Below are 24493 nucleotides of genomic sequence, written 5' to 3'. Positions count from 1 at the left end.
CAACCGTTCCCCAAGTCGATGCGCCCGATCTGCCTGCGCCCCGTCGTCCTTCTGCTGGGCCTGACGGCGCTCGCTTCCTGGCCGGACGCCGCGGGCGCCCAGGTGCAGCTGCGCTGCGAGGGCACCCTGCTGGAGGCCAGGGGCAGTGCCGAACAGGAACGGCCCACCCGCCGCCTCTCGTTTTCCCTGTCCCTGGAGGCGGAGGCCGCCACGGCCGATGGCGCCCTCCAGAGCCTGCAGGAGCGCCTGGCGGCGGTGCGGACCGCCCTGCAGGGGCAGCAGGTGGAGGAGCTGCGGGTCACCTCGCCGAGCACCTGGCGCCGCGACGCTGAACGCAACCGGCCGGCTGCGGTGACGGCCAGCCTGCAGGTCAGCGGCCGGCTGGTGCCCCAGCGGCTGCAGGCCCTGATCCGGGAGGTGGGGGCCCTGAGCGGGGTGCGCCTGGCGCCGGTGGGCACCGAATCCGATCGGGGCCTGGATGGGGCCGTGCGGCGCCAGCTGCTGCGGGCGGCCTACCAGGACGCCCTCGCCCAGGCCCGGGAGGTGGCGGCTGCCGTCGGCCTGAGCACGCTCAACCCCCTCGAGGTGCAGATGGACGGCAACGAGCTGCGGCCGGTGATGATGCGGGCCGCGGCAGCCGATGCCGCCCCGCCCTTCGATCCGGCCGAACTGGCCCTGCCGAAGGACCGCTTGAGCCTGACGGTGCGGTTTTGCGCGCGTTGAAGGCTTTTCGGGCGCGCCGATGCGCTTTGGGCACCGCCGAGCAGAATGCGGTGATACGGACCCGGAGCCTTGAGCGAATGCGCCGCCGCCGCCTGCCGAGCCTGTCGTTCCTGCCGATCCTGATCCTGCTGACGGGTCCGGCCGTCGGGCCGCTGCCGGTGGAGGCCTCCGAAAGCGCCGTGGTGCAGGAGATTCTCGATGGCAACGAGCTGTTCATCGACGGCAAGACGGCCCAGGTCAAGGAGAAAGCCACCGCTCCCCAGAAGGTCAGCACCCAGAACAGCCGGGGCCAGATCCGTTTCGACAGCGGCGCCGCCGGCCGCCTCAACCGCTTCGCCCTGCTCAAGCTGGGCCAGGGCTGCTTCCTGATCGAGAAGGGCCAGATCCTGGTGTCGGGCAAGCAGAGCGGCTGCACCCGTTCCGCCCGCCTCAGCGTGCGGGGCACCAACTACCTGATCGATGTCAGCGAGTCGGGGGAGGCGGAGATCTCCGTGCTGGAGGGGTCCGTGGAGGTGGAACCTCTCGCCGACGGGGAGCCCACCGGCAAGCCCGCCACCACGGTGGAGGCGGGCCAGCGGCTGCGGCTCTCCGCCAAGGGGGTGGTGCTGGCGATCCTGGCGCTCACGGTGGGGGATTACAACAACATCCTCGGAGGCCCCCTGTTCCAGGGATTCCGCGTGCCGTTGCCGGCCTACGGATCCCTGGAGGGTTACCTCCGTTCCCGGGTGCCGGGGGTCAACCTGCCGAGCGTTCCGGTGAGCCCGCCGTCCCTGCCGTTCTCGCTGCCGCGTTTCTTCTGAGCCGGCCGTGAGGGGTAGGTCGATGGTCGGGGCTGAACGAACGGGTGCGTGAACCTTGCGGTGGCTCTCGGGTCGGGGGTGGGCTGCGTCACTGTTTCTTGGCACTGAGGTGCTGGACGGCCAGGTTTCCGCAGCCCGTGGTTCATGGATCTGCTCAGCAGTCACCGTGTGGTCCTGCCCCGCCGTGCCCATGAGAAGTTGTCCACCCTCTTTCTCCGCAACGGCTCTGGGCTCTGGGTGCTGCGAACCAACCAGATCCCCGGAGGGGACACCACCGTGGAGCCGATGACTCACACGCTGCTTGACCCATGATCAAGGCAGGTGGGGGAGGACGCCCTGACCCGATGGCCCAGTGGCACTGGGCCCGATGGCTGCCAAAGGTCCGTTACCTCGATTGAAGACAGACATGACCTTCCGAGCGTTTTCCATACCGAAGCGGCGGCACCGATTGGCAAGTCGCTCTGCCCCTGTTCTGTCAGGTCTGGGCCTTTCCCTGGTGCTCGGTTGCTGGTCGGGGAAGGCCGTCCTCGCCGTTCCCCAACCGTCCAGCTATGCCCTGGCACAGCAGGCCGACTTCAACCGGCCTGGTCACTATCCACTGGGGGTGCGACCCGACCCTTCGCTCTATCTCCCCCATGCAGACTGGCTCGGGCGCCTGATCCTTCCCTCGGTCCAGGAGTTGGCCGCCTCCCCCCTGCCTGACGACGACTGGGTGTGGGTGGAGATCGAAGGGGCCCCTCAGCCATACCGGCGTCTGGTCGGGCAGCGACTGAGGCTCACCTGGCAGGACACGCAGAAGATCCGCGATCTGGTGGGTCTGGTGACGACTGACATCCGCTTCAGCCGGGATGCCCGGCAGCTCGTTGCCGATGGAATAGTGGTGCCGGAACGTCTGGACGGTCGACGGCGGGTCGGCCCGATGCAGTCGCTGGCAGGGGCCAGGCCCAACGACGACCTCATCGTGAGTCTTGAGCAGGTGGCTGTGGCATCGGGGCCCAATGCAACGACAACACTGCGGATTGGCCGACCGCCCATTCAGATCACGGGACGTTACAAGGCACTGGTGCGGATCCTTGGGCCGGATCCCCGTGGCGGTCTCGACCGGTATCGGGTTCAGCACTTCGATCGAGGCAGCGGCCGGTACAGCGGACCGATCGACACCGTGCGGATCCCTCGCCAGCCCCTTGACCGGGTGGGTCGGCGGTTCTCCTCCCCGGAGGGACTCCAGGCCAGTTCGGCCGGATTCCAGGGTTGGTATCTCTACGGAGCGCCCGACGCCGAGGGCGTCTTCACCGTGCAGGCGATCCAGCCCAGGGGGCTGGTCAAGGTGCAGGCCGATCAACGTCTTGTGGGCCGTGATGAGGGCCTCCGGTTCCTGCGTCAGCGCCAGTGGGACTCCACCTACTGGCCGCGGGGTCGCATCGGCCGCGTCCAGATCCTCCCCGATGGGCCCACTGGACCGGGGACGTCCCGAGGGAGCGACGTCTGGCTGCCGGGCACCGAAGCCCTGATCGTTCATGTGTTCGGAGGGATCGGTGGCGCTGGCGGTGAGCTGGGCGTCATCGGCGATCTCCTGGCGTCCGGTCACTTCTCCTTCGGCATGGCCCGGGTGGTGCGTGATCCACTCAGTGGCGAACCGGTCTTTGACCTGCGCTACTACCAGATCTATGGACATAACACCGATGGCATCATCTCCGGCACGCAGGACTGGACGGCCTACATCGGGGACATGCAGCGCGGCTGGCTGGGAACGCGCCCAATCTCCGATCTCCTCATCAGACTGCCGGTCCTGAGTCAACTGACTCTTGGATCCCAATCCGTGTCGCCGCTCAGGGAGCTGGGAATTCAAAGCGAGGTGATGATGGCTCGTTTTCGCAGCGGCGACGGTACCGGTGCCTCCATGGTCACGCTCTGGACCTCCTGTGTTCAGGACTCCAACCAGGCCCTGTACATCACCTTGCAGAACCTACGCAGCCGCATCGCCGCCGAGCGGGGCCCGGCGGCCGCACCGGTTCCTGCCTCCGAAGACACGGGTCCAGGTCCAGAACCCGACCTTCTGGCCCAGGCTTCCGCTCTGGCGAATGGCCTTGATGCCTTTCTCAAACCAACGGGCACCCCCCGCCCCGACTGGGAGAGCAACCGCAGGATCTTCCTCGATCCGGCACGAACCGGCTCCGGTGCCTCGTCGGGTTTTCGTCGTGGTGATTTTCAGGACGCCCTGCTGAGCCGTCACACATTCCTTCCTCGCCGCGCCTATGAGGAGCTGGCCAGGCTGTTCCTGGTTCAGGGGGCCGATCTCTGGGTATTGCGCAGCAACCAGGTGCCGGGCACCGACACCAGCCTCAAGCCGATTCCTCCCAGCCTTCTGGAACCATGAGACGACTTCGTCGCGCTGCCCTCGCCGCGGTGGCGGCCGTGCTGCCCGTCCTCGGGTGGCCCACCGATGTCACCGCGCAGCCGCTGGCATCGGCGGTGGTGGAGGAAATCCTTGACGGCAGCGAACTCTTCATCCAGCTTCGCCAGGCTCACCTGCATGAGAAGGCCATTGCGCCCGAGCTGGTGCGCACCCAGAACAGCCGCGGCCAGCTGGCCTTCTCCAGCGGAGCGGCCGGTCGGCTCAACCGCTTCTCGCACCTGCGCCTGGGCAGCTCCTGTTTTCTGTTGAGCCGCGGTCAGATCCTGGTGTCGGGCAAGCAGAACGGCTGCACCCGTTCCTCGCGGATGAGCGCCCGTGGCACCAACTACGTGATCACTCTGGCGGACAACGGCGAGGCCGAACTCGTCGTGCTGGAGGGCACCGTGGACGTGCAGTCCCTCCGGGATGGCCAACCATCCGGTGAGTCCCCCACCACCTTGACGTCCGGCCAGAAGGTGCGCTTCTCGCCCCTGGGGTTGCTGTTGTCACTGCAGCGCCTCTCCGCGGCCGACTATGCCGCCATCCTGCGAGGGCCCCTGTTTCAGGGTTTCACCGCACCGCTGCCCGGCATGCCGGCGCTGCAGAGCTATCTCCAGCGCACCTATCCGGGCCTGAGCCCGGCCGGCGGTCAGCCGACGGCCCCGGTGATCAGTTCCGATCCCCTGGTGGTGAGCATCAACCTGGCCCGGGAGCGGAGCGGTCGCCCTGTCCTCCAGCCCCTGCCTCCGGGGCTGGCCGCCGAGAACGCCACCTACCTGGAACCTGTGCTGGAGGGGATCCTGACCAGCTCCAATTGCGACCACGATCGGCCCCGCTGGGATGCCTTCCAGAGCCGCATGGCCGCCACCATGAAGCTGATGCCCACCAGTGAGGTGATCGCCTGCCCGATGCCGGCCCGTGACTGGAACACCGAAGCGATCGTGTCGCGCTGGATGACCTCACCTCTGCATACTCAGATCCTGATCAACCGGCCCCGGGCCCGGCACATCGACTGTGTGCGGCTGGTCAAGGCCGGTCGAGCGGTCGGCATGTGCACCCTCTGGACGCCTCTCAGCGGTTTCGGTCAATAGCGCCGCCACCATGGCGGCATAGCCCTCCTCCTCCACAGCGGCGTGGGCGGCCCAGTCGAGAATCCCGGTGGAGGTAAGGTTGGGCTTCAGCACCAGATCGGCGAACGGTTCTTCCACGTCGGATCGGCGCCGTGCCGAGCAGAGCATCGACTGCATGATCGTCACGGTGATCGGTGGCAGCTCCCAGAAGACGAGACCGAGGCGCCGCAGCATCCTCTGGATCCAGGTCTTCATCTCTCCGGTGCGTACCAACTGACGCTGGCCGGTTCCGTGGTCTAGGGAAACGGCCACAACCCTGGCTGACGTCTGGCGGCGGGCTTCGAGGATCGGCAGGTTGTTGAGCACGGCGCCATCCACATGAAGGCTGCCATCCGACATGGGCACGGGTGGTGCCAGACCTGGAATCGACATGCTGGCGATGACCGTGCTCAGCAGCGACTGGTCATGCCAGAAGGTCATCGTGTTGGTGGCGATGTTCACCGAGCCGGGACGGAAGGGAATCCAGGTGTCACCGACGTCGTGATGTCTGAGGATCTCCTCGATCAGGTGCAGCCCCTTGTTGTAACGGAACAGGGAATGCATCGGAAGCGTGGGTGAATAGGGCGTCTGCTCCACGAAGATGTGGATGAGTTCCCGCTTCACTTCCTCCACCGATCGTTCCAGGGCGTAGAGGCTGCCGATGAAGGCGCCGATGCTGACGCCGTAGATCATGTCGATGTCCACGGTCTGCTGCTCCTCAATGGCGCGCAGCACGCCGATGTGGGCGAATCCCTTGGCGCCGCCGCCGCCGAGCACAAGGATGTTGGCCTGTCCGAGGATGCACCGGGCGATGCGCCGGAAATCAGGGGAGCAAGCCTGTCTCACGTTGTAGACATAGCGCAGGCCCGCCAGAGAGGAGGGCTCCGGGAGCCGGTCGGGATGCACCTGATCGCCGGGCCAAAGACGCAGAAGGTCGACCGTGAGCTCCTGGCCTGGGAAGTCGGCCGGCTCCAGGCGATTGCCTTCGGTGATCAGGAGACAGCGATCGACCAGTGGCCGCACGGAGGGGTGGATCCGACAGAGCCGGTCGACCAGGAACAGGGTGGGCCGACGGATCTGAACAGCATGGATCATGGCGGCGGTCTGCTCCGCCTCGTCCCAGTCTTCGTTCTGGCGATCGCAGATGGCGCCGGCGCCGGAGGCCTTCAGGGCCGCCACCAGATCATCCACCGCAGCATGTTCGAGGCTGCCCATCGCGGCGGCCGGACAGAGCACCACCACCAGCGGCTGGATGGCCAGATCCTCATGGCGTCCGCGGGAGGCTGCCAGTGCCAGCTGGCGGATCAGCCGCTGCGGCAGTTCTGGCATTGCGCCCAGGAGATGGTCCAACGCCTGTCGGTCGATCACCACCAGCAGCCCATCGGTGAGGGCCACCGCACTGGCCGAACGGGGCTGGCTGCAGAGCAGCGCGTACTCGCCGATCAGATCGCCGCGGCTGGCCTTGCGGAACAGCCGGCTTTCGCTGCCGACATCGGCGCGGTATAGGCCCACGATGCCGCAGGCAATCAGATAAGCATCCTCGCCGGTTTCTCCCTGGGCGAAGAGGTGCTCACCGGCCTTGACAGCGAGGCATCGCGGGGACGTCTCCTCCAGCAGGACCGGGTCGATGCCCTCCAGCAAGGGGGAGGCCGTGACAGCGGCTGCGATGGCCTCCGCCAGCGCTTCGGGACAGCTGATCGCTGCCTGCGGGGGGGCGTCGGGTCTTGTCACTGCGAATTCTCCGGTAGGCATGGAGCTTCTGTTCATGCTGCTTCAGACTCCGTTCCGTGGCCTCCGGCCGGAGCGGGCTGGCGCTGGCAGCCGCTGTCCTCCGCGTGCGGCCTCTCCCTCAGAATGAACCAGGCACAGATTCCGGAAGGGCCTGCGGATGACTCCCGTCAACGAAGATCCCCGGATCGTCGGGCCCTTCCTTGCGAGAAGGGGGGGCTGAGTCGAGATGCGCCGTACCCGTACCCTCGCCATGCTCACGGGCGCCCTTCTGGTTTGGGTGGGGGTGTCGGCAGGCTGGCCCGGCCCCCGCTGGCGGATCTGGGAGCGGGGCCTGGGGGACCAGCTGCTGCTGCTGCTGGGCCCCCGCCGGCCTCCCGCCTCCGTTGTACTGGTGACGGTCGACGACGCCACCCTGCAGCAGGGCGACTGGTTTGAGCAGAACCGGGAGATCCCAGAGTGGGCGAAAGGGATCGGCACCCTGCCCTGGCCCAGGGCCGCCTATGGAAAGGTTGCCGACAAGCTGTTGCAGGCGGGCGCCGCGGCGGTGGCCATCAATGTGGTCTTTGAGGGGCCGAGCGGCACGGGGTCCGCCGATGACGCCCTCATGGAGCAGATCCTGAGGCGCCATCCCGGACGCATCGCCCTGGCCGCCGAGATGCTCGAATCCAATGACAGCCAGGGGGCCGGCTCTCTCACTCTGGTGCGGCCCGAGCTGTTCCTGACATCCCTCGGCGGCGCGGGGTCCCTCGGCCTCACCAACACCCTGGCCGGCAGTCCCAGCGAGCCCAGCCGCCATCCCGAGGCCTATGCCCGTGGTGTGCTCACGGCACAGGAGGCCGCCAGCCTACCGGCGCTCTCCACCACCCTGCTGCGGATGGCCGGTCACCACAGCCGTCAGAACGACGTGATCAGTTCACTGCATTTCTACGGTCCGGAGGGCAGCTTCCGCCGCCTGCCCGCATGGGAGGTGCTGGACCCTGACCGCTGGAGGAACCACCCTCTGCGGCCGACCCTGGCCGGCTCCATGGTTCTTCTGGGGCCTGTGGTCACCCAGGGCGATGACGGCTATCCCACTCCCTTCGGTTCGATGTCGGGCCTGGAACTGCTGGCTACCGCCAGCGCCAATTCGCTCCAGGGGGACGGTCTGCAGCCCTGGCCGGGGGCACCGCCGGCCAGGGCCCTGCTGGCCCTGGTGCCGCTGCTGCTGGTGATGGTGGCGGCCCGGGTTCGACCTGCCGTGCGCGGGCGTCTGGCCCTGGTGGCCTTGGCGTTGGCGCTCCAGTTCGGCATCGGGATCGTGGCGCTGCGCCAGGCCCACCGCTGGCTGCCGCTGCTGCCGCCGATCACCGGTCTGGTGCTGCTCGGCCTGCTCTATGGCGGTGACGCCTACGTGAGCGAGGAGCGGGAGCGGCGGCGCCTGCGGCGCACCTTCGAGCGCTACGTGGCTCCCGGGGTGGTGGCCGAGATCCTCTCCGACCCGGAATCGGCCCAGGGCATCCTGCGCGGCCGGCTGCTGGAGGTCACCGTGCTGATGACCGACATCAAGGGCTTCACGGTGCTCACCAAGCAGCGCAGCGGCGAAGGCAAGAGCGAGCTGCACGTGCTCCAGCTCAACGAGTACCTGGGCGCCATGGTGGAGGTGGTCATGGCCCATGGCGGCACCGTCGACAAGTTCATCGGCGATGCGGTGATGGCGGTGTTCGGATCACCGGTGAGCCGGGGGGTGGCCGAGGAGGCCAGCCAGGCGGTGCGCTGCGCCCTGGCGATGCGCGCCGCCCTGGCCGGCCTCAACGAGGACTGGGCGCGGCGGGGCATCGCCACCCTCGACAACGGCATCGGCCTGGCCAGCGGCCAGGTGATGGTGGGCCAGATCGGCAGCCCCAAGCGGATGGAGTTCACCGTGATCGGCGACACGGTGAACCTGTCGGCCAGGCTCGAATCGGCCACGCGGAATGTGGACGCGGCGGTGGTCTGCGACGCCCAGACCGCCAGCCTGATTCAGGCCGATGCGGGCCTCGCCTCCCGCTCCCTGGGGGCCCAGCCCGTGAAGAGCCTGGGGGAGGTGGAGATCTTCACCGTCTCGCTCCGGGATCAGGCCTCCAGATAGGGTCAGGCCTCCAGATAGGTGGTCTGCTCCAGGCTGGCCCGCAGGTGGGCCATCAGCCTCCGGGCGTCGCTGATGGCCAGGTCGCCGCGGCCGATCGCCTGCTCGCTGGCCAGGCGGAGCCGCTCCAGCAACAGGTCGGGGTCGTGTTCCATCGCCTCGAGCACCTCGGCGTTGGTGTTGCCCCGCACCACATGGTCGACCCGGTAGCCGCCACCCGCCGCCAGCCGGATGTGCACGGCGTTGGTGCTGCCGAACAGGTTGTGCAGGTTCCCCATCACCTCCTGGTAGGCGCCGCCGAGGAACAGGCCGATCCAGTAGGGCTCGCCGGGCCGCAGATTGTGGAGTTCCAGCAGGGGCTTGACCTGGCCCCGATCGATGAAGCGGGCGATCTTGCCGTCGGAATCGCAGGTGAGGTCGGCGAAGCTGCCCAGCCTGCTGGGGCGTTCATCGAGCCGGTGAATCGGCATCACGGGGAACAGCTGGTCGATCGCCCAGGTGTCCGGCGCCGAGCGGAACACCGAGAGGTTGGCGTAGTAAGTGCCGGCCAGCGCCGCCGGCAGGGCCTGCAGTTCCTGGGGGATCACGGTGCCTGTGGGCAGCCCCTCGAGCTGGCGGGCGATCGCCTGGCAGCTGGCCCAGGTGAGGCCCTCGGCCGTGGCCCGCTCCGGCAGGCTCAGGTAGCCGAGACGGAAGGCGGTGAGGGCGTCCTCCTTGAACTTGAGGGCATCGTTCCAGGCCTCCTGCAGCTGCTCCACCACCGCCCGATCGCCGGCGTCGTCCCCGTCGCCCCCCCCTGCCGCCGCGATCGCCGTGATCAGGGCGTGGGTGTCGCGCAGGTTGCGCAGGATCAGCGCCTCCCCTTCGGCCGGCGGCGGCACCGTTTCGCTGTGGCCGCCGGCCCCGAGCACGTCGAACACCAGCACGCTGAAGTGGCTGGCCAGGGCCCGGCCGCTCTCGCTCACCAGCGTGGGCGGGCGGATGCCGTGGGGCTCGCAGCACTCCCGGATCGTGGCGACGACGTCGTTGGCGTAGTTCTGCAGCGAGTAGTTGGTGGAGGCGGCGGTGGCGGTGCGGCTGCCGTCGTAGTCGATGCCCAGGCCGCCGCCCACATCCAGGAAGCCCATCGGCGCCCCCAGACGGGTGAGCTCGGCGTAGATCTGGCCGGCCTCCTGCAGGGCGTCCTTGAGCACGGCGATGTCGTTGATCTGGCTGCCGACGTGGAAGTGCAGCAGGCGCAGGTCGTTGAGCAGGCCGGCCTCCCGCAGCCTCTCCACCGTGGTGAGCAGGTCGGGGATCGAGAGGCCGAACTTGGCCCGCTCGCCCACCGAGCTGCCCCAGCGGCCGGTGCTGCGGGCCGAGAGCTTGGCGCGGATGCCGATGAACGGGGCCCCGCCCAGGGCGCTGCTGGCGGCGATGATCCGCTCCACCTCATCGGCCTGCTCGATCACCACCACCGGCTGGCGCCCCAGGCGCCGGGCCAGGATCGCCGTCTCGATGTAGCGCCGGTCCTTGTAGCCGTTGCAGATCAGCAGGGCGTCGGGATCGTCGAGCAGGGACAGGGCGATCAGCAGCTCGGCCTTGCTGCCCGCCTCCAGGCCGAAGTGCCAGCGGCGGCCGCTCTCCACCAGCTGCTCCACCACGTGGCGCTGCTGGTTGCATTTCACCGGGAACACCCCCTGGTAGCGGCCGTTGTAGCCGTACTGGGCGATGGCCCGCTCGAAGGCACCGTGGAGACGCTCGAGCCGGTCCTCGAGGATGTCGTCGAAACGGATCAGCAGCGGCAGGGAGAGATCACGCCCCTGCAGCTCCCGCACCAGCTCTACCAGATCGAGGGAGCCGCCGCGGTCACCGCGGGGCTGGACGATCACGTGGCCCCGGGCGCCCACCCCGAAGTAGGGATCGCCCCAGCGGTCGAGCCCGTAGAGGGCCGCCCCGTCGGCGGCGCTCCAGGCGTCGGCCCGCCCGGAAGGGACGGAGGGCACGCCCGGCGGGCTGGTCGGTTCGGCGAACACCATCGCAGCCTTGGGTTGGCTCAGGCCTCAGCGGCGCAATCTAGGCGGGGCGCCGCTGCCGGTTTGGGGTTGCTTGCCAAGCGGCAGCTCCAGCGCGGACGATGGCCCGATCCCCTTTCCCTTTGCCATGGCCACCGAACGCACCTTCCTCGCCATCAAGCCCGACGGGGTGCAGCGGGGCCTGGTGGGCGAGATCCTCGGCCGTTTCGAGACCAAGGGCTTCAAGCTGGTGGGCCTGAAGCAGCTGGTTCCCAGCCGGGAACTGGCCGAGAGCCATTACGGCGTGCACCGGGAGCGCCCCTTCTTCGCTGGCCTGGTGGACTTCATCACCAGCGGGCCCGTGGTGGCCATGGTGTGGGAAGGGGATGGCGTGATCGCCAGCGCCCGCACATTGATCGGCGCTACCAAGCCCCTCGAGGCCGAGCCCGGCACCATCCGCGGCGACCTGGCGGTGAACATCGGCCGCAACGTCATCCACGGCTCCGATGCGCCGGAAACTGCCGAGTTTGAGATCGGCCTCTGGTTCGCGGCCTCCGAGCTCTGCGACTGGACGCCGGCCGATCAGGTGTGGCGTACGGAGAGCTGAACGCTCCGTGCCCCCCCTGCTCACGGCGGCCGATCTGAGGGGACTTCCCCTCTTCGCCCAGCTCACGGATTCCCAGGCCGATCGCCTGCTAGCCGGCCAGATCGGTGTGGATGTGGCGTCGGAGCAGGTGCTGCTCCTGCAGCAAGATGAGGGTGAAGGCCTGGTGGTGATCCAGACGGGGCTTGCCAAGGTGCGGGCCTACACGGCGAACGGGGAGGAGGCGGTGATGGCCGTGCTCGGTCCCGGCGATCTGATGGGCGAGATGGCGGTGCTCACGGCCGGGCTGCGTAATGCCGATGTGGTGGCCCTCACCCCCTTGACGGTGGTGAAGCTGCGGGCCGGCGCCTACCGCGAGCTGTTGTTCAACGATGGCTCCATTTCCTTGGCCCTGGCCCAGCTGCTGGCCTCAAGGTTGTCGGCGCTCAATCGCCGCTTCCTGTTGCGGGGGGCGGACGCCACCACCCGGTTGCTGGGGGTACTCCTGGATCTGGCCCTCACCTGCTCCCGCGGTCAGGATCCCCTCGCCCTGATCCCTCCCCTGCCGCAGCGGGAGCTGGCGGCCATGGCGGGTTTGTCGCGGGAGACCACCTCCCGCACCTTCGCCCAGCTGCGGGAGCGCGCCATGGTGATCGGCGACCCGCAGGGGATGCGGATCGCCGATCTGCAGTGTCTGCGGAAGCGGGGCTTGCTGAACTGAGGGTGGCCGCCAGCCTCAGGCACCCAGGGCGAAGTCGCTGGCCTGCAGGGTGAGTCCTTGGCTCACCACGGCGAACACGCCGCCCTGGCCCACTCCGGCGGTAGATCCGTTCTGGTTGAACAGGATTGTGCCGTTGCGCAGGTCCTGAACCAGCAGGGTGCTGCTGCCCAGGGCGCGGGTGAGCTCGGCATCGTTGTTCACCGACTGGAAGCTCACGGCGGCGCCGGCACTGAGGCCGAAGGCGCTGCGGGAGAGTTCGATCCGGTCTCCCTGGCTGCGGCTGAAGTCGGTGATGTGATCGGCCTGGGCCGTGCCGAAGGCGCCGGCTGTGGCGAAGCGGAACCGATCGGCGCCGCTGCCGCCGGTGAGCACGTCGCGGCCTGCGCCGCCATCGAGCCGGTCGTTGCCGGCGTCGCCGCGCAGCTCTTTGGCGGCCCCGTTGCCGTTGATCAGATTGTCGAGGGCGTTGCCGTAGCCGTTGATCGCGGCGGTGCCGGTGAGGGTGAGGTTGCGAGCTTCGGCGGCCAGGGTGGTGCTGACGCTGCTGGACTGGTTCTCCTGGGTGCCAACCGGGGACTGCAGTGAGGGCGCAGGCTTGTTGCCGGGCAGGGCATTGGTCGGGTCCTGCAGGAAGCTGGGATCACCGCTGGGGATATCACCCTCGCCGCCGGGATTGGTGACGCCAGCGCCGTTGCTTCTGGTGGGGCCGTTCAGGCCTTTGTTGCCGCCGCTCACGTTCTCGCCGATCGCACTACCCCCGGGCTGGCCGAACAGCTTCTGGCCCTGCAGCGACGCCGACTTCGCCGCGATGCTGCCGTTGTTCACCACCTGGGAGATGCCGTCGTTGTCGACCGGGGTGGCATCACCGCTGCCGCCCTGGCTGGTGGGTTTGCCGGCCTTGGAGGCGATGATCTGGTTGAGCATCGATTGGGTGTAGATGTTGTCGTGGCTGCTGCCCTGATTGTTGGGGTCTGGCATGCCTACGCTGCCGGCCGCTTTGGGATTAAGATCTTTCATTGAATCTTCTTCATAGAAATAGGCGTCTATTGCCTCTGACACGATCAACATCAACCCAGCGCCAGCGGCGACTACTGGGGCGACTTCAGCTAGTGGAGTTACGGCGAGAATACCCGCTACCGCGCCTCCTGCAGCCGCTGAATCGTAAAGAACTTCGCTTACATCCTTGTGGTCATAGATGTATCTACCGCTCACCCATTCTCCCGCAACCATGCCTTTTGATTTGAAATCCGTGAGCGTCTTGACGCCCGCATTCGCTGCCACGCCCAACAGCCCCCCACCGATCCGCCCTGATACGGCGCCATCGGGTTCCCTCCGGGCACCGTGTTCGCGTCAACGTTGGGTTGACTACCGAATCCCTGGTCCGAGGAGGGTTGGTTCGTTGTGCTGGATCCGCTCAGATCCTTGAGTTTGTCCTTCTCCGACTGGGCTGCCGTGGAGCTCGTGCCCACGCCGGCCAGTTGCTTCATGGCGTCGGTCTTGCTCACCAGACCAAGGGCATTGTTGAGGGTGGCCTGCTGTTCCTCGGCGGTGGCGGGGGTGTAGCCCGGCCTGCTCACCTCGGGAATGGCGGGCGAAGGGCCTTCGAAGCCCGGGCGAGGCCTGTTGCCCTGGCTGCTGCCGTCGGTGCCCTGGTTCTGAACCTGGTTCGGATTGATCAGCGGGGATTGCTTGGCCGCGGCGGCGAGCACTTTTGCATTCACGACGGCGCTGGTGGTTTTGGCCTTGGCGGCTGTAGCGATGTTGGGTTTGGGGATAGCCGTGGGAGCCTCGTTCGGGACTCCGCCACTGTCTGCCGGATGGCCGGGTGGCCGGGTGGCCACCGGAGCTGGCTCACGCCGGGTTGTGAGGTTGCTCACAGCCCGAGGCTCGTAGCCACCCTTTCCTGGGACAGGGGGGCTGCACTCCGAAAACTGGTCGAAGGCCATCTGCTTCTGGCGGTTTCAGCCTTCCCCCGTCACCCTGGAGTCACCTGATGCGTCCCCCCCTTCATCCCATGCCGATGCCCCAGCGTCTTCGAGCGGCATTGGCGGCTCGCCCCTGGCCGGGGCGGGCTTCCCTCGGCCTGGCGGATCTGGCCTCCCTGGCCCTGGCCGCCGCCCTCGTGCCCAACGCCCCCGCGGGTGTCAGCGCCGCCCCCGCCATGCCGCGGGTGGTGGAGGTTCCCTCCCGTCCCGCCTTCATCAAGCCCCCCGGCGGTTCGGAACGGCCGGCCCGGCCAGGTCAGATCCTGGCGGCCAGCACCCTGCTGCGCACCCAGAAGCCCGGCCGGATCCAGGTGCTGCTGGCCAATGGCCGCAGCTTCCGTCTCGGCGGCGATGCCGTGGCGCGCCTCGGCCCCGATGGGGTGGACCTCGAGAACGGGCAGATCATTGCCTGGGTGAATCCCGGATCCAAGGGAACCACCCGGCTCCGGCTCCGGATCCGCACCCGGGTGGCCACCGCTTCGATCGTGGGCACCACCGTGTTCATCGATGCCACGCCCGACACGGTGAAGGTGTTCAGCTGGGAGGGCCATGTGTCGGTGGCCACCTCCAGTGGCGTGACCTTCGAGCTGCACAGCGGCCAGCAGGTGGTCTTCGAGCAGGGGGCCTGGCAGGCGCCCCGGCGCCTCAGCCAGGAGGAGGCCACGGTCCGCCGCCGCACGAGCCTCCTGCTCAATGGCTTCGAAACACCGATGGTCACCCTCCCGGTGATTGAGCGGGAACTGGGGCTCTCACCCTTGGCCGCCCCGGCCGCCGCGCCGGTGGCTCCCGCTTCCCCGCCGGCCCGTTGACCCGGTTGCCGCCGCTCTGGAGTCTGGCCCTGGCGGTGCCGCTGGTGCTCAGCCCCGCTCTGGCGGGTCTCGATTCCCGGTGGAGCGCCCTGTTCTTCCAGTGGAGGGGAGCGCGGTCGCCGTCGCCCGATCCGGTGCTGCTGGCCGTGGATGCCGAGTCCCTCTCCCTCGATCAGTTGCTCACCCCGGCGGAGCGCAGCGCTTCTCCCCTGTGGCGGCGGATGGGGCCCTGGCCCTGGCCCCGGGAGCTCCAGGCCGAATTGGCCGCGGCGGTGCTGGAGCGGGGTGCCCGGCAGGTGGTGTTCAACGTGGTGTTCACCGGCCCCAGCCGCTTCGGTGCCGCCGATGACACGGCCTTCGAGCGGCGCCTGGCTCCCTGGCGCCGGCAGGTGGTGCTGGCGGCCGCATACAGCACCAGCGAGCGGGGGGGGCTGGAGCAGGCCCAGGTGCAGAGGCCGGTGTACGGCGGCTTTCCACGGCTCGGTCTCACGGCCCTGCTGCAGAGCCCCCGGGGGCTGGTCGAAGCCATCCCTGGTCGGGCCTGGATCGACGCCACCCTGGCCGATTTCCCCGGGATCCATCCCTTGCCCCTGGCCTATGTGGCGGCGGCGCGCCCCCTGCCGGCGGACTCCGTGGGGATCGATTTCAGTGGGCCCGCCGCTGCCCTGCCCCAGGTGCCGGCCTGGCAGGTGTTGCAGCAGGCCGAAGGCTTCTGGCGTGGTCGCACCGTGTTGATCGGGGCCACGGCGCCGGAGCTGGGGGATCAGCAGGAAACCCCCTTCGGTTCCCAGAGCGGGGCCCAGGTGCAGCTCGCCGCCCTGGCCACGGTGCTGGAGGAGCGGGGCTTCCAGCCTCTGCCATCCCCCCTGGTGTGGCTCCTCCTGGGCGGTTGGACCCTGCTGGTGGCAGGGATGCTGTGGCGTTGTCGCCAGGTGGGCACCACCGTGGCGATCACGGTGGGGATCGCGGCTGCCGGGCTGCTCGGCGCTGGCGGCATCTGGGCCCTGGCCCATCGGCTGCCGCCGGTGTCGGCGCTGGTGGCCACGCCGCTGCTGGGGGGCGGCCTGCGCTCCTGGAGCCAGTGGCGCCATGAGAGCCGGGAGCGCGCCTATCTGCACCAGGTGCTCGCGCGGCGGGTCTCCCCCACGCTGCTGCGCGACATCCTGCGGGAGCCGGGGCCGATCTGGACCCAGGTGGGGGGCGTGCGGGGCCACTGCGTGGTGCTCTTCACCGACCTGATGGCCTTCACCCCCTTCAGCGCCGTGTTGCCGCCCGCCGAGCTGTTCAGCCTGCTCAACCGCTATTTCGAGGCCATCGCCGCCGCCGTGATCGCCGAGGAGGGCCTGCTCGACAAGTTCATCGGCGATTCGCTGATGGCCGAGTTCGGCGTGCCCCGCAGCCGCGGCGATGGGGTGGAAGCCCTGGCGGCGGTCCGGGCGGCCCTGGCGATGCAGGCCAGCCTGGCGGAGCTCAATGCCGAACTGGCCGCGGCGGGCCGTCCTCCCCTGCGCCAGGGCATCGGCCTGCACTTCGGCGAGGTGATGGCCGGCAACCTCGGCTCCAGCCAGCGGCTGGAGTTCACCGTGATCGGCGTGAGCGTGATCGTGGCCAGCCGTCTGGAGCGCCTCACCCGCCAGTTCCCGGATACCCCGATCCTGATCAGCGGGGCCCTGCTCGCGCTGCTGCCGGATCAGCTGGAGGTGGTTTGCCTCGGTGCCCATCGGCTCAAGGGGTTGCCCGATCCGGTGGAGGTCTATGGCCTGCTCGGTCTTCGCTGAAGGGGCCGGGACTACTCCCTGGGGATGGCCCCAGCCTTGTAACCGCGCGACCCCGACGACAGTGGCCGCCACCGCATCTCCCCCCTGTCGCCGCGGACGGGCAGGCCCCTTGGAAGCGGTGATCGGCCTGGAAACCCACGTGCAGCTCGGCACCGCCAGCTAGATCTTCACCGCTGCCTCCACCGCCTTCGGTGATGCCCCCAGCAACCATGCTGATCCGGTGGTGCTCGGCCTGCCCGGCACGTTGCTGGTGCCGAATACCAAGGTGCTCGAAGACGTCGTCAAGGCGGCGATGGGATGGCCCTGAGCCTGAAAGATCGCCGCGACGTGCAAATTTGATCGCCAGCAGTATCCCTATCTCAATCTCCCCAGGGATTAGCAGACTTCCCAGCATGACGAACCCATTACCAAAGACGGCTGGATTGAGATGAAAGTGCGAATAACACATGCAAGCTCATGGTCTGCGCACCGGCCGGCATGTTCAGCATGGCTCTGATAGTCGGCCCATCATGTCCTACTTGGGGGTGAGCGACGGCAAGGCGCAGGCGGGTTCGCTGCGCTGCGCTCTGAACATCTCCGTGCGGAGGGGAACGGATGCACCCTTCGGAGTGAAGGTGGGGCGCAAGAGTATGAACTTTTTCTTCACGATTCGGAGGGCCTGTGAGCAAGATCACCAAGGAGATCCTGAACTCGCCAACCAGATCCTCAGCACGAAGCTCTAAGGGCTGAGGGTCATCGACCGACCCCTCATCCGTCCTCCGGGACCCTGGATCCGTCGTCCGGTGGTGAGGGGCTGGTTGCGGATCCGTGGCGATCAGGAAAAGCGGCTCCAGTGAAAGGCCTCGAGCAGCCCATCGTCCCTTTCCTGGCCAAGCAGCGCGCCCGCCAGCAGTTCGGCGGTGATCGCCGCCAGCAACACCCCATTGCGATGGTGGCCAGCCGCCAGCCACAGGCCGGGAATCGAACTCTTCCCCAGCAGGGGGGCCTCATCCGGGGTGCAGGGCCGGAAGCCCCACCAGCGCTCCATGGGAGGCCAGCTGCTGGCGGCCGGCAGCAGGGAGGCAATGCCGTTCTGGAGGGAGCGCTGGCCATCGGGGGTCAGACCCTCGGCGAAGCCGACCTCGGCTTCGCTGGTGGCGCCCACCACCAGCAGGCCGTCCTCCCGCGGCACCAGGTAGGTGCCGGGGCCGAACACCACCCGCTCCAGGGCCTGGCGCGGCCCTTGCAGCGACAGCATCTGGCCCTTCACCGGCACGATCGGCAGCTCGGGTAGGAGCTGGCCACTCCAGGCGCCGCAGGTGAGCACCGCCTGGATGGCGGCCAGTTGGCGTTGTTCCCCCTCGGCGGTGCGCAGCCGTGCGCCGGCGAGAGCACCGTTGCCATCGCGCACCAGCTCCAGCACCTCGGAGCCCTCCTGGAATTCCACCCCCAGCCCCACGCAGGCCCGCTCCAGGGCCCGCATCAGGCGGCGGCGGTTATCGATCTGGCCGTCCTGGAGGAACAGCAGACCCGCTTGCCACAGGGGGCCGATGCCTGGGATTTCCCGTTCCAGGCCGGTCCGATTCAGGGGAGTCCCCCAGGAGGCCGTGGGGTAGGCGTCCCGCTCGGCGGCATTGGTGAAGGGCACCACGATCCCGCAGCGCCGCAGGCCGCAGGCCAGGCCGCTGTCGGCCTCAATCTGGGCTACCCAGGCGGGGATCCGTTCCAGGCTGCGCTGGCCCAGCTCCAGCAGGGGCCCGTTCAGGCCCTCGGCGTGGGGCGCCAGCATGCCGGCGGCCACAAAGCCGGCGGCTTCACTACGGCGCCGGCTCAACACCTGCACCGCCAAACCCCGGCGGGCCAGCTGGTGGGCGATGGCCAGGCCCATCAGTCCGCCACCGAGGATCAACACCGGTTTTGGGGTGGCTGCCTCCATTGCCCCAGCCTTGCGCACGGCCCACCCGATCGGCGTTTCCGTCCGGAGCTGCCGATCACCGATGGCGCGGGGCTGGCTCCCCGCCCCGCTTCCATAGGATCGGGCCACGTTCAGGAGCTGGAGATCTCAAATGACAGCGGCAACACAGGCTGATTGGGAAGCCGTGATCGGCCTGGAGACCCACGTACAACTGGGGACCAACAGCAAGATCTTCACCTCAGCCTCCACCGCCTTCGGCGATGCCCCCAACACCCACATCGACCCGGTGGTGTGTGGACTGCCCGGCACCCTGCCGGTGCTCAACCAGAAGGTGCTGGAGTACGCGGTCAAGGCATCCCTGGCCCTGAATCTTCAGGTGGCCGAGCACAGCAAGTTCGACCGCAAGCAGTACTTCTATCCCGACCTGCCCAAGAACTACCAGATCTCCCAGTTCGACGAACCGATCGCCGAGGACGGCTGGATCGAGGTGGAGGTGGCCGAGAAGGGCAAGGACACCTACCTGAAGAAGGTGGGCATCGAGCGGCTGCACATGGAGGAGGACGCCGGCAAGCTGGTGCACGCCGGCAGCGACCGCCTGGCCGGCTCCACCCACTCCCTCGTGGACTACAACCGGGCCGGTGTGGCCCTGGCGGAGATCGTCTCCAAGCCGGACCTGCGCACGGGCCGGGAGGCGGCCGAGTACGCCTCGGAGATCCGCCGCATCATGCGCTACCTGGGCGTCAGCGACGGCAACATGCAGGAGGGTTCCCTGCGCTGCGACGTCAACATCTCCGTGCGCCGCGGGCCCGAGGCCCCCTTCGGCGTGAAGGTGGAGATCAAGAATATGAACTCCTTCTCGGCGATCCAGAAGGCGATCGATTTCGAGATCGCCCGCCAGATCAAGGCGTACGAATCCGGTGAGCCGGTGGTGCAGGAAACGCGCCTGTGGGATGAGGGCAAGCAGCTCACCAAGAGCATGCGCAGCAAGGAAGGGGCCAGCGACTACCGCTATTTCCCCGATCCCGACCTGGGGCCGATCGAGGTGAGCACCGAGCAGCGGGAAGGCTGGCGGGCCGAACTGCCCGAACTGCCGGCGGCCAAGCGCCACCGTTACGCAGAAGGCCTTGGGCTCTCGATCTACGACGCCCGGGTGCTCACCGATGAGCGTTCGATGGCCGAATACTTTGAGGCGGCTGTGGCCGCCGGGGGAGACCCCAAGGCCGTGGCCAACTGGGTGACGGGGGACATCGCCGCCCACGTGAATGCCAACCGTCTGTCGATCACCGAGCTGCCCCTGGGGCCCGAGCAGCTGGCCGAGATGGTGCAGCTGATCGAGGCGGGCACCATCAGCGGCAAGATCGCCAAGGACCTGCTGCCCGAACTGCTCGAAAAGGGCGGATCGGCCGGGGAGATCGTCGAATCCCGCGGTCTTGGCATGATCTCCGACCCGGCGGCGATCGCCGCCATCGTGGCGGAGCTGCTGGCGGCCCATCCCGAGGAGGTGGAGGCCTTCCGCGGCGGCAAGACCAAGCTGCAGGGCTTCTTCGTGGGGCAGCTGATGAAGCGCACCGGCGGCCGCGCCGACCCCAAGCTGGCCAACCGGATCCTCAGCGAGCAGCTCAAGGGCTGAGCGCTGCCGGTTGCTTGCTCAGATCCAGGTGGTGATCGGCGGTTGCAGCAACAGATCGGCGATGGTGCTGATGATCGCCGGGGCGTCAAAGTAATCGCCGTGATCGATGCTGCGATTGGTGAGGCGGGTGGCGTTGTATCCCGTCATGTTGGGCGGCGCCAGGGAGGGCAGGGGATTGAGACCGAGGCTGCTTTCCCAGCGTTTGGTGAGTTCGGGCCCCGTGAGTCGCTGCTTGAGTTTTTCGATCGGTTCGCGCAGGGCCTCTTTTTCCAGCACCGAAGCCTGCAGGGCGCTGTCGTGGCGTGAATAGAAGAGATGGGTGTGACCCACCAGATGCTTGAGTCCACCGTAGAAGGGTCCGTTGTAGTGCAGTCGCCTGGAGCCGACCTGCACATTCGGACACTGGGTGACCTCACGGCGTTCCACATCGGGGGCCAGCATGATGTACTGATCCACGAAGGATTCGGCGCCGTTGTCTTTCCGCCGCGACAGGCGGCCCGTCAGCCGACGGCCGGCGTCGTCACCGCTTAAGGCCTGCTTCGGCCAACTCTCCTCGTTGAGCAGGCTGGCCAGCATGTTGCAGGTGAGGTAGTTGCCCATGCTGTGGGCGATGAGCGCGATGCCGGTGCCAGGATTCACAGTCCGGATCGTGGCGATCATGTTGGCCAGTGCGGCGGTGGACTGGGTCGCTTCGTTGCGATCCGACTGATAGGCCAGCACGCTGCCATCGGATGGCCAGGAAAAGCCGATGAAGGCCATGTGATCCCTGCTCTCGTCGATCGGATGCTGTGGGTCGGGCGGGCCCATCAGCAGCGAGTGTCCTTGCTGGGCCAGCTGTTGCTGCAGCAGCTCCGCCAGCAGCGAAAAGGAGGTGATGGCACCGTGCAGCGGCACGTTGAAACCGTGAATGCCGATCACCACCGTTCGGATGCACGGTTTGGCCAGAAATCTCTTCAGGTCCTCGCGTTGTGCTTCGGCGATCACCGCCTCGATCGGAAGGCTGGAGGGATCGGTGCTGCCCAGGTACTGGGCCATGCAGATCTCGGTGTCGATCCAGTGGTAGCCACTGCGCTGCAACTTGATGCGCTCCGCATCATCAAAGGCCCGCCCGAGCTTCTGGCGATCACGATTGGTGGCGAAATAACGAATAGTGCGTGACATTCATGTATGCCGGCCAATACTCATTGTCATGGAAGCCCCAGCGCTCACGTTGGCCCCTGGAGCTTTCTGCTGAAATCTTTACATCAAAGGCGCTTGTCTGTGCCCCTCGTCAGCGTCTGTCACTGCGGAGGCCGGAGCAGGTTGTTCATCTGTGAGGGAAGGTTGCTGCTGGCCTGGTTGTTATTGATCACGGCGTTGGCGAGGGCCCGTTTGCGGGCGAGCGGTCACTGGGAGTGGATGCGGTTGGTGGCCTCCCCAGCGTCGAGTCCATCGCGGGCCATCAGGCGTCGCAGCTGCTCGGCTTCGTCGCAATCCACCAGCCACACCTCGCTGCAGAGGCTCTCCAGCCCCGCCTCAAACAGCAGCGGGATCATCAGGACCACGGTGGGCACCTCCCGCAGCCGTTCCAGCTCGACGGCAAAGCGTTGCCGCACCAGGGGGTGCACCAGCCCCTCCAGCCAGGCCCGCTCGGCCCCATCGGCGAACACGATCCGCCCGAGGGCGGCCCGGTCCAGGGCGGGGGCAGGGTCGGCGGCCGGCGGGAAAACCCCCTCAACCGCCCGTACCTGCTCGCCATAGCGCGCCAGCACCGCCGCCGCACCGGGGCTTCCCGGCGCGAGGGCCTCGTGGGCGTAGCGGTCGGCATCCAGCACCGGCAGCCCGAAGCGGTGCTCCAGCAGGGCGGCCACCGTGCTCTTGCCGGTGGCGATCCCGCCGGTGAGCCCGATGCGGCGCTGAGCCGGCCGGCTCAGCGCCGTTCCCCCCAGAGAAGCCGTCCCAGCAGGGCCAGCAGGTCGTCCTCCAGCCCCGTCCGCTCCGCCGGCACCGGAGGCCGCCAGGGCCGCCGCCTGCTCCGCAGCCTCCCGCCGCAGACCTTCCCTTCCGGCTGGGTCAGCTGGCGGAGATGGTGGGCCTGATTGAGGCGGGCAGCATCAGCGGCAAGATCGACAAGGAGATCCTGCCCGAACTGCTGGAGAAGGGCGGTTCGCCGGCTGCCCTGGTGGAGGCGCGGGGACTGGGGATGATCAGCGACCCGGCGGCGATCACGGCGATTGCCGATGAGCTGCTGGCCGCTCACCCCGCGGAGGTGGAGGCCTTCCGCCGCGGCGACAAGACCAAGCTGCAGGGCTTCTTCGTGGGCCAGCTGATGAAGCGCAGCGGCGGCCGCGCCGATCCCCAACTGGCCAACCGGATCCTGGCGGAGCGGCTCAGACGATGCTGATCCGGGACAGGGAGTTGAAGCCGCTGGCGTAGCTGAAGCCGCTGATCTCCACGACCGCATCGCTGCTGGCGCCGTAGCCGGCGGTGGCGTCGTTGAAGGCGATGAAGGTGCGCAGTGCGCTGCCGCTGCCGAAGCTGAAGGTGGCGGCGCCATTGGCCACGAAGTTTGTGGCGCTGAGCAGGCCGGTGAGGGCAGTGTCGTTGAGGCCCGACACCGCTCCGAGGGTCTTGAAACCACCGGCGGGGGGGGCGGTGGCGACGTCGAACCGGTCGAGGCCGACGGTGAAGCCGTTGATCCGCTCGAAGCTGCGGGCGGCGCTGCTGCCGCCGACGCTGCCGTCGCTGAGCGCGGTGTACACGAACGTGTCGGCTCCCGCGCCGCCGGTGAGGGTGTCGAGTCCGCCGCCGCCGTTGATCGTGTCATCGCCCGCGCCGGCGTTCACCGTGTCCACCCCCTGGCCGGCGAGGATCGTTTCCCCATCGGCGCTGCCGGTCACGATGTCGTTGCCGTCGCCGGCATCGATCACCACATTGCCGCCCAGCAGGCGGACGCGGCTCAAGTTGAGCGTGTTGGCGGCCCAGTTGCCCTGCAGCCGCACCTGTCCTGGACGGGCGCCGCTGTTGCCCCCCACCGATGTGTTGTTGACGATCTGCTCGATCCCGTTGCCGGTCAGGAAGTTGCCGTTCGCCAGGCCGATGTCGACGTTGTCGTTGCCGATCGCCACGATCCGATCCACGCCCGTTGCGCCACTGTCGCTGTAGATGTCGGTGCCGCCGTAGCTCTGCCAGCCGCCGCTCTCCAGCCCGCTCACCAAGTAGGTGTCGCTGCCTTCGCCGCCATCAAGGATGTCGTTGCCGCCGCCGCCGCTGATCGAGTCGTTGCCGCCACGGCCTCGAATCCAATCATCGCCGTAGCCGCCACTCACCGTCTCGCGGGCTGTGCTGCCGATGAAGCTGTCGTTGCCGCTGCCCAGATCGGTGCTCAGGTTGGTGCCCCGCAGTTCCGTGGCGCTGAAGTCGAAGTTGTTGTTCTGCCAGTCGCCCAGCAGGCGAACGCTGCCGCTGGTGCCGGTGGCGTCGATCAGCTCGATGCCGCTGGCCGGACCAAAGGACATCAGACCGATGTCGACGTTGTCGCGGCCGTTGGCGGCCACCGCCACGATGCGGTCGTAGCCGCTGCTGTCGGCATAGGTGTCGTAGCCCTCAAAGGTATAGGGCTGATCAGGGACCCAGTTCGGGTTGGCGCCGCTCACCTCATAAAGGTCGTTGCCGGCGCCGCCATTGAGCCAGTCGTCGTTGCGACCGCCACGGATGCGGTCGGCGGCGGCAGTCCCGATGACGATGTCGTTGCCATCACCGGCATCGATGAGGAAGTTGCCGCCGAGGAGGGCAACGCCGGAGAAATCAAAGACATTCCACTCCCAGCTGCCGAGGAGTGTGACGCGTGCCGCATCGGTGGTGGCATTGACGATCTGCTCGATGCCACTGCTGGCGGAGAATGCGCTGCTCAGGCCGATGTCCACCGGCCCGGTGCCTGTGGCGAGGATTTGATCGATGCCATCAGCGGCGGCACCGCTGTCGCTGTAGGTGTCGTAGCCGGAGAAGGTGTAGGGCTGATCGGGCACCCAGTTTGGATTGGCGCCGCTGACGAGGAAGGTGTCGCCGCCGCCACCGCCATCGAGGGTGTCTTCGTTGCGGCCGCCTTGGATCAGATCGGAGCTGGCGGTGCCGATGACGATGTCGTTGCCATCACCGGCATCGATGAGGAAGTTGCCGCCGAGGAGGGCAACGCCGGAGAAATCAAAGACATTCCACTCCCAGCTGCCGAGGAGTGTGACGCGTGCCGCATCGGTGG

General features: G+C 67.9%; 17 protein-coding genes and 2 pseudogenes. 11 read left to right on the top strand and 8 right to left on the bottom strand.

Annotation, left to right across the window (positions count from 1 at the left end):
* Positions 1 to 18 precede the first annotated feature (18 nt).
* The 3 genes from KBZ12_RS04185 (at position 19) to KBZ12_RS04175 (ending at position 3900) form a co-directional block, all read left to right on the top strand.
* Positions 19 to 723 carry an SIMPL domain-containing protein gene (locus KBZ12_RS04185; protein WP_254956553.1) on the top strand — a complete coding sequence of 235 codons (705 nt, stop codon included), beginning with the start codon at positions 19 to 21 and terminating at the stop codon, positions 721 to 723.
* Positions 724 to 800: 77 nt separating this feature from the next.
* Positions 801 to 1523 (top strand): iron dicitrate transport regulator FecR, encoded by a 723-nt coding sequence (locus tag KBZ12_RS04180; protein ID WP_254956551.1) that lies wholly within the window; start codon positions 801 to 803, stop codon positions 1521 to 1523.
* Positions 1524 to 2019: 496 nt separating this feature from the next.
* The gene (locus KBZ12_RS04175; RefSeq protein WP_254956549.1) at positions 2020 to 3900 is read left to right on the top strand and encodes a CPBP family intramembrane metalloprotease domain-containing protein; all 1881 of its coding nucleotides are present in this window, start codon (positions 2020 to 2022) and stop codon (positions 3898 to 3900) included.
* A 977-nt stretch (positions 3901 to 4877) separates the two neighbouring features.
* Here KBZ12_RS04175 and KBZ12_RS04170 read toward each other — a convergent pair.
* Positions 4878 to 6758 (bottom strand): patatin-like phospholipase family protein, encoded by a 1881-nt coding sequence (locus tag KBZ12_RS04170; RefSeq protein WP_254956547.1) that lies wholly within the window; start codon positions 6756 to 6758, stop codon positions 4878 to 4880.
* A 226-nt stretch (positions 6759 to 6984) separates the two neighbouring features.
* Between KBZ12_RS04170 and KBZ12_RS04165 the strand changes: the two genes are divergently transcribed.
* Complete coding sequence (locus tag KBZ12_RS04165; RefSeq protein WP_254956545.1) at positions 6985 to 8865, top strand: adenylate/guanylate cyclase domain-containing protein; 1881 nt, start codon at positions 6985 to 6987, stop codon at positions 8863 to 8865.
* A gap of 2 nt (positions 8866 to 8867) precedes the next feature.
* Here the strand turns inward: KBZ12_RS04165 and speA are convergent, their stop codons facing one another.
* Complete coding sequence (speA, locus tag KBZ12_RS04160; RefSeq protein WP_254956543.1) at positions 8868 to 10880, bottom strand: biosynthetic arginine decarboxylase; 2013 nt, start codon at positions 10878 to 10880, stop codon at positions 8868 to 8870.
* A gap of 124 nt (positions 10881 to 11004) precedes the next feature.
* Here speA and ndk point away from each other — a divergent pair, with 124 nt between their 5' ends.
* Together ndk and KBZ12_RS04150 are read left to right on the top strand one after the other, a co-directional pair.
* Positions 11005 to 11463: a nucleoside-diphosphate kinase gene (ndk, locus tag KBZ12_RS04155; protein ID WP_254956541.1), complete on the top strand. Its 459-nt coding sequence runs from the start codon at positions 11005 to 11007 to the stop codon at positions 11461 to 11463.
* Between the two features lie 7 nt (positions 11464 to 11470).
* Positions 11471 to 12160, top strand: coding sequence for a Crp/Fnr family transcriptional regulator (locus KBZ12_RS04150; RefSeq protein ID WP_254956539.1), 690 nt, complete (start codon positions 11471 to 11473; stop codon positions 12158 to 12160).
* Positions 12161 to 12175: 15 nt separating this feature from the next.
* On the opposite strand, the gene KBZ12_RS04145 is transcribed toward KBZ12_RS04150, so the two are convergent.
* Positions 12176 to 13138 carry a calcium-binding protein gene (locus KBZ12_RS04145; RefSeq protein WP_254956537.1) on the bottom strand — a complete coding sequence of 321 codons (963 nt, stop codon included), beginning with the start codon at positions 13136 to 13138 and terminating at the stop codon, positions 12176 to 12178.
* 230 nt (positions 13139 to 13368) lie between these two features.
* Positions 13369 to 14001 carry a hypothetical protein gene (locus KBZ12_RS04140; protein WP_254956535.1) on the bottom strand — a complete coding sequence of 211 codons (633 nt, stop codon included), beginning with the start codon at positions 13999 to 14001 and terminating at the stop codon, positions 13369 to 13371.
* Positions 14002 to 14174: 173 nt separating this feature from the next.
* On the opposite strand from KBZ12_RS04140, the gene KBZ12_RS04135 reads away from it, so the two are divergent.
* The 3 genes and pseudogenes from KBZ12_RS04135 to KBZ12_RS04125 form a co-directional block, all read left to right on the top strand.
* Positions 14175 to 14954, top strand: coding sequence for a FecR domain-containing protein (locus KBZ12_RS04135; protein WP_254956533.1), 780 nt, complete (start codon positions 14175 to 14177; stop codon positions 14952 to 14954).
* Complete coding sequence (locus tag KBZ12_RS04130) at positions 14951 to 16732, top strand: adenylate/guanylate cyclase domain-containing protein (RefSeq protein ID WP_254956531.1); 1782 nt, start codon at positions 14951 to 14953, stop codon at positions 16730 to 16732. Before KBZ12_RS04135 ends, KBZ12_RS04130 begins: the two co-directional genes overlap by 4 nt.
* Positions 16733 to 16793: 61 nt before the next feature.
* A pseudogene (locus KBZ12_RS04125) lies at positions 16794 to 17409 on the top strand (Asp-tRNA(Asn)/Glu-tRNA(Gln) amidotransferase GatCAB subunit B); the annotation flags it as partial.
* Positions 17410 to 17546: 137 nt separating this feature from the next.
* Here KBZ12_RS04125 and KBZ12_RS04120 read toward each other — a convergent pair.
* Positions 17547 to 18647, bottom strand: a complete 1101-nt coding sequence (locus tag KBZ12_RS04120) for an FAD-dependent oxidoreductase (protein WP_254956529.1) — start codon at positions 18645 to 18647, stop codon at positions 17547 to 17549.
* 130 nt (positions 18648 to 18777) lie between these two features.
* Here KBZ12_RS04120 and gatB point away from each other — a divergent pair, with 130 nt between their 5' ends.
* The gene (gene gatB / locus KBZ12_RS04115) at positions 18778 to 20256 is read left to right on the top strand and encodes an Asp-tRNA(Asn)/Glu-tRNA(Gln) amidotransferase subunit GatB (protein WP_254956527.1); all 1479 of its coding nucleotides are present in this window, start codon (positions 18778 to 18780) and stop codon (positions 20254 to 20256) included.
* 18 nt (positions 20257 to 20274) lie between these two features.
* On the opposite strand, the gene KBZ12_RS04110 is transcribed toward gatB, so the two are convergent.
* Positions 20275 to 21417 carry an alpha/beta hydrolase gene (locus KBZ12_RS04110; protein WP_254956525.1) on the bottom strand — a complete coding sequence of 381 codons (1143 nt, stop codon included), beginning with the start codon at positions 21415 to 21417 and terminating at the stop codon, positions 20275 to 20277.
* Between the two features lie 224 nt (positions 21418 to 21641).
* Positions 21642 to 22145 (bottom strand): dephospho-CoA kinase, encoded by a 504-nt coding sequence (gene coaE, locus KBZ12_RS04105; RefSeq protein WP_315859415.1) that lies wholly within the window; start codon positions 22143 to 22145, stop codon positions 21642 to 21644.
* A gap of 140 nt (positions 22146 to 22285) precedes the next feature.
* On the opposite strand from coaE, the pseudogene KBZ12_RS04100 reads away from it, so the two are divergent.
* A pseudogene (locus tag KBZ12_RS04100) lies at positions 22286 to 22639 on the top strand (Asp-tRNA(Asn)/Glu-tRNA(Gln) amidotransferase GatCAB subunit B); the annotation flags it as partial.
* Here KBZ12_RS04100 and KBZ12_RS04095 read toward each other — a convergent pair.
* Positions 22626 to 24493, bottom strand: a 1868-nt coding sequence (locus KBZ12_RS04095) for a calcium-binding protein (RefSeq protein ID WP_315859412.1), incomplete at its 5' end; no start/stop codon positions are given. The pseudogene KBZ12_RS04100 and the gene KBZ12_RS04095 overlap by 14 nt on opposite strands.

Origin of the sequence: Cyanobium sp. Cruz CV13-4-11, assembly GCF_024346055.1 — a bacterium.
GTDB lineage: Bacteria > Cyanobacteriota > Cyanobacteriia > PCC-6307 > Cyanobiaceae > Cyanobium.
The sequence above is the reverse complement of the archived record's forward strand: the minus strand, read 5'-3'. Positions and strand labels throughout refer to the sequence as shown.